The following is a 4,851-nucleotide window of genomic DNA, read 5'->3' as shown; positions in this document are numbered from 1 at the left end:
ATAATTGCCCCAATCGGAATTCTGGTCTTTCCAGCTTTCATTTCTGTTTTCAGAATTGAGGTATTTATTCTGATCATCTGTTGCCTGATAATCATAATATTCACCTACCCTGTTGCCACTGTTCATCACAGTACCTTCAGGCAGTGTATCTCTGTTTGGGTCGTAATATACTCCGTCGGTTTCGCTGTAACCACCCATCTGCGAACCGCAGGACATTAAAATTAAACCTCCGGCAAGCGCCAAAACCACTTTAGATTTCAGAATCTGAGGTAAATTTTTATAAGTAATTTTTTCCATGATAAGGTGAAAAGTTTTAATTTGAATTATATTTGCACTTTATACCAAAATTATACCATTAACACTGGTAAATTTTTGAGTAAAAATACACTTTTTAGAATTAGATACAAGTACTACACAAAAGTTAAATCAAAGATACAATATAATGGCAAAATTAACTTCAAGAGCCGAAGATTACAGTAAATGGTATAATGAATTGGTCGTAAAAGCTGATCTGGCAGAAAATTCCGGAGTCCGCGGCTGCATGGTAATTAAACCTTATGGCTATGCAATCTGGGAAAAAATGCGCGACGAAATGGACCGTAAATTCAAGGAAACAGGTCACGAAAATGCTTACTTCCCTATCTTTATCCCGAAAAGTTTATTTGAAGCTGAAGAAAAAAATGCCGAAGGTTTCGCAAAAGAATGCGCTGTAGTTACCCACTACAGACTGAAAACCGATCCTGAAGATCCTAAAAAACTCATCGTTGATCCCGAAGCTAAACTCGAGGAAGAGCTTATCGTACGTCCAACTTCCGAAGCCATCATCTGGAATACCTATAAAAACTGGATCCAGTCCTACCGTGATCTGCCTATTCTCATCAATCAGTGGGCGAATGTTGTGCGTTGGGAAATGAGAACGCGTCTGTTTTTAAGAACTGCAGAATTCCTCTGGCAGGAAGGCCATACTGCGCACGCCACCAAAGATGAGGCAATTGAAGAAACCGAAAAAATGCTCCACGTATATGCAGATTTTGCTGAAAACTTCATGGCAATACCTGTAATCAAAGGACTTAAAACAGAATCTGAAAGATTTGCCGGTGCAGATGAAACCTACTGTATCGAAGCCTTAATGCAGGATGGGAAAGCCCTTCAGGCAGGAACTTCTCACTTCCTGGGACAGAATTTCGGGAAAGCTTTCGATGTGAAATTCACCAACAGAGAAGGGAAAATCGAGTACGCCTGGGGAACTTCCTGGGGAACTTCTACCAGATTAATGGGGGCATTGATCATGACGCATTCCGATGATTTAGGTTTGGTTTTACCACCAACTTTAGCACCGATTCAGGTAGTAATCGTACCGATTTTCAAAGGGGAAGAACAGCTGCAGCAAATTGACGAAGTTGCTTATGAAATTCAGGCTAAACTGAAAGCTAAAGGAATCTCAGTAAAATATGATAACCGTACAGAGAACAAACCAGGCTGGAAATTTGCCGAATACGAACTGAAAGGTGTACCCGTTCGCATCGCTTTAGGCGCCCGTGATCTGGAAAACAAAACGGTGGAGATTGCCCGAAGAGATAATTTAACTAAGGAAACTAAACCGCTTGAAAATCTCGATATCTATATCGAAAATCTCCTGAAAACCATTCAGGAAGATATCTACAGAAAGGCAGTAACCTACCGCGACGAACATATTACAAAAGTAGATTCTTACGAAGAGTTCAAGCAGGTTCTGGAGGAAAAAGGTGGATTTATTTCTGCCCATTGGGACGGTACTGCGGAAGAAGAAGAGCAGATTAAAAATGAAACCAAAGCGACCATCAGATGTATTCCTTTAGACAATCAAATGGAAGAAGGTATTTCAATGATTTCGGGAAAACCATCAAATCAGCGGGTAATATTTGCAAAATCATACTAATTCTTGGGTTTATTTTTAATGATAATGTAATAGAATGTTAATTTAAATATAAACAACACAAAATGCAGTTCTTTTGGATTGATATTTGCTTCTGTTGTTAAAGTTAAATTTAAAAATAAACTATTATGTCATTAAACGTTATCGATCTTATCAAGGGACAATTGGGTCCGGCATTAGTATCTCAGGCTGCCACGCAGTACGGAGAAAGCGAATCGGGTATTTCCAAAGCAATAAGCGGTTTGTTGCCGGCGGTTGTAGGCGGAATGGCCAATAATGCTAATCAGCCAGCTTTGCTGGATGCAATTACTGGGTCACAATCCACAGGCTTGTTGGGAAACCTTTTAGGAGGCTCTTCTAATAATTCATTGGTTAGCACTGTACTGACTGCAATTTTTGGAGATAAAATCAATGGACTGATTAATGCGGTATCAGGCTACTCAGGGGTAAGCAATTCAACTTCAGGTTCTTTATTGAATATGGTTGCTGGTGCTGCATTAGGCTCACTGGGCAAATATGCTGCAGATCATAATCTCGACAGAAACAGCTTGTCAGGCCTGCTTTCAGATCAGAAAGGAATAGTGTCTTCTTTACTTCCGGCTGGGCTCTCGTTAGCTTCACTTGGTTTAGGAAACTGGGGAGGTACTCCTGATCTTGCCACTGAAAAAGTGAAGGTAACTTCTTATGATGAACCGAAAGTGGAGGTAAACAGAGGAGGCAACACCCACGTAAATGTTGACCGTAAAGATGATAACGAAGCGGGATCTATATGGAAATGGCTTCTGCCTTTATTGCTGCTGGCACTTGCCGCGTGGTTCCTTTGGAAACAGTGCAACAAACCTGCAGAACAGACAACCGTAACGACAGATTCAACAGCTGTTGTAACAGATTCTGCTTCCACGATGATGCCTACAGATTCCGCAATGGTTACCACAAACAAAGTTGATGAAGATATTGATCTGAATGGTGTTGCACTGAAAGGATACAGAGGCGGGATGGAAGATTCAATGATTTCTTTCCTTAAATCCGGAGGATACACCAATGCCGCAGATGATGCTGTACTGAAAGACACCTGGTATACTTTCGACAAAGTAAATTTTAAAATGGGCTCTTCTACAGAACTTGAAGCAGGCTCGCAGGTTCAGCTAGATAACCTTGTAGCAATTTTGAAAGCGTATCCTGATGCAAAAATTAAAGTGGGCGGGTATACAGATAAAGTTGGCGACGAAGCAACTAATGTAAAACTTTCTACTGCAAGAGCAAATTATATAAAATCTGCTCTGGAGAAAGCTGGTGTTGGCGCGCAGGTGATTGGTGCTGAAGGTTACGGAAGTAAATTCGCTACCGTTGCAGCTACTGCATCTGACGCTGAAAGAGCAATCGACAGAAAAATGGCGGTGAGATTTGCGAAATAATCTTCCTCAAATTATACCAAATCCCGGCAACTTGTCGGGATTTTTTTTATTCTAGGTTTGGAAATTAGATATATTTATGTAATTTTGTTAGCCTAATCTAACATTTGTGAAAAACATCAATAAAGGCTGGCAAAGAGAAAAATACGCTAACTCGCTCCCAGAAGTATTTTCAAGTATCAATATTCCAAAAGATGCCGGTTTTTGGCGTAAGCTTTTCGCCTTTGCAGGGCCAGGGCTTATGGTCGCAGTAGGCTATATGGATCCCGGAAACTGGGCGACCGATATCGCCGGAGGTGCTCAGTTTGGTTACACTTTATTATCAGTGATCCTTATTTCCAATTTATTTGCCATCGTTCTTCAGCATCTTTCTTTGAAGTTGGGAATTGTTGCGGAGCGGGACCTTGCACAAGCGTGCCGGGATCATTTTAATCCTACTACCAATTTCATACTGTGGGTGTTTTGCGAAATTGCCATCGCTGCGTGTGATCTTGCAGAAGTCATCGGCTCCGCAATAGCACTTAATCTGCTTTTCGGCATTCCGCTCACCTGGGGTGTTGTAATTACGGTAATTGATGTATTTCTGATATTATTTCTCCAGGCAAAAGGATTCCGGTATCTGGAAAGCATTGTTGCAGGATTAATATTCGTTATTCTCGGCTGTTTTATTTATGAAATCATTTTAAGTAAACCGGATATTTTCCCGATTCTTAGCAGCCTTGTTCCGCAAAAAGAAATCGTTACCAATCCCTCAATGCTTTATATTGCCATTGGAATTCTGGGTGCAACGGTTATGCCTCATAACTTGTATTTGCACAGTAGCATCATCCAGACCCGGAATTACGAACGCACGTATTTCGGAAAAAAAGAAGCCATAAAATTCGCCACCATCGACAGTACAGCGTCGCTATTCCTGGCATTTTTCATCAATGCAGCAATTTTAATTGTAGCGGCGGCGACTTTTCATACCACCGGAAACCAGGATGTAGCAGATATTCATGATGCCCATAAAATGCTCGCGCCGATTTTAGGAACCACCTTTGCAAGTATTTTCTTTGCAGTTGCGCTCCTGTCATCTGGACAGAATTCAACTTTAACAGGAACGCTGGCAGGTCAGATTGTGATGGAAGGATTCCTGAATATCCGCCTGAAACCCTGGTTAAGAAGATTGATTACGCGGTTGATTGCTGTTATTCCTGCCCTTATTGTTACAATAATTTACGGCGAACAGGGCACCACAGATCTCTTGGTTCTCAGTCAGGTAATTCTGTCAATGCAGCTGAGTTTTGCGGTTGTTCCTTTGGTAATGTTTACAGGATCTAAATTAAAAATGGGCGAATTTGTAAACAAACCTTGGCTGCAAATCTCAGTTTGGATCATTGCCGCCATCATTATTGCATTGAATTTGTATTTACTCGTAGAAACATTTTTTGGATCATGAAAAAACGATATTCATCACTGCTTCTAATCGTTACTCAGGTTTTATATGCTCAGGAAACCATCCAGACCGACAGACCCGATCAA

3 protein-coding genes and 1 pseudogene are annotated in these 4,851 nt (G+C 41.0%); 3 read left to right on the top strand and 1 reads right to left on the bottom strand.

The window, feature by feature from the left end:
- Positions 1 to 297: pseudogene (locus tag V5N63_RS02355) on the bottom strand (prolyl-tRNA synthetase); the annotation flags it as partial.
- A 145-nt stretch (positions 298 to 442) separates the two neighbouring features.
- Here V5N63_RS02355 and proS point away from each other — a divergent pair.
- The 3 genes from proS (at position 443) to V5N63_RS02340 (ending at position 4,768) form a co-directional block, all read left to right on the top strand.
- Positions 443 to 1,918 (top strand): proline--tRNA ligase, encoded by a 1,476-nt coding sequence (gene proS / locus V5N63_RS02350; RefSeq protein WP_332032643.1) that lies wholly within the window; start codon positions 443 to 445, stop codon positions 1,916 to 1,918.
- Between the two features lie 125 nt (positions 1,919 to 2,043).
- Positions 2,044 to 3,330, top strand: a complete 1,287-nt coding sequence (locus V5N63_RS02345) for an OmpA family protein (RefSeq protein ID WP_332032641.1) — start codon at positions 2,044 to 2,046, stop codon at positions 3,328 to 3,330.
- A 106-nt stretch (positions 3,331 to 3,436) separates the two neighbouring features.
- Entirely contained in the window at positions 3,437 to 4,768 is a 1,332-nt protein-coding gene (locus tag V5N63_RS02340) for an Nramp family divalent metal transporter (protein WP_332032639.1), read from the top strand.
- Positions 4,769 to 4,851: the final 83 nt, after the last annotated feature.

The organism is Kaistella sp. (assembly GCF_032060305.1).
Classification (GTDB): domain Bacteria; phylum Bacteroidota; class Bacteroidia; order Flavobacteriales; family Weeksellaceae; genus Kaistella; species Kaistella yananensis.
This window is presented reverse-complemented; position numbering and strand designations above follow the sequence as displayed.

Bases quoted from the DNA above. Each gene is read 5' to 3' on its own strand.
- proS (WP_332032643.1), top strand. From the start codon at position 443: ATGGCAAAATTAACTTCAAGAGCCGAAGATTACAGTAAATGGTATAAT.
- V5N63_RS02345 (WP_332032641.1), top strand. From the start codon at position 2,044: ATGTCATTAAACGTTATCGATCTTATCAAGGGACAATTGGGTCCGGCA.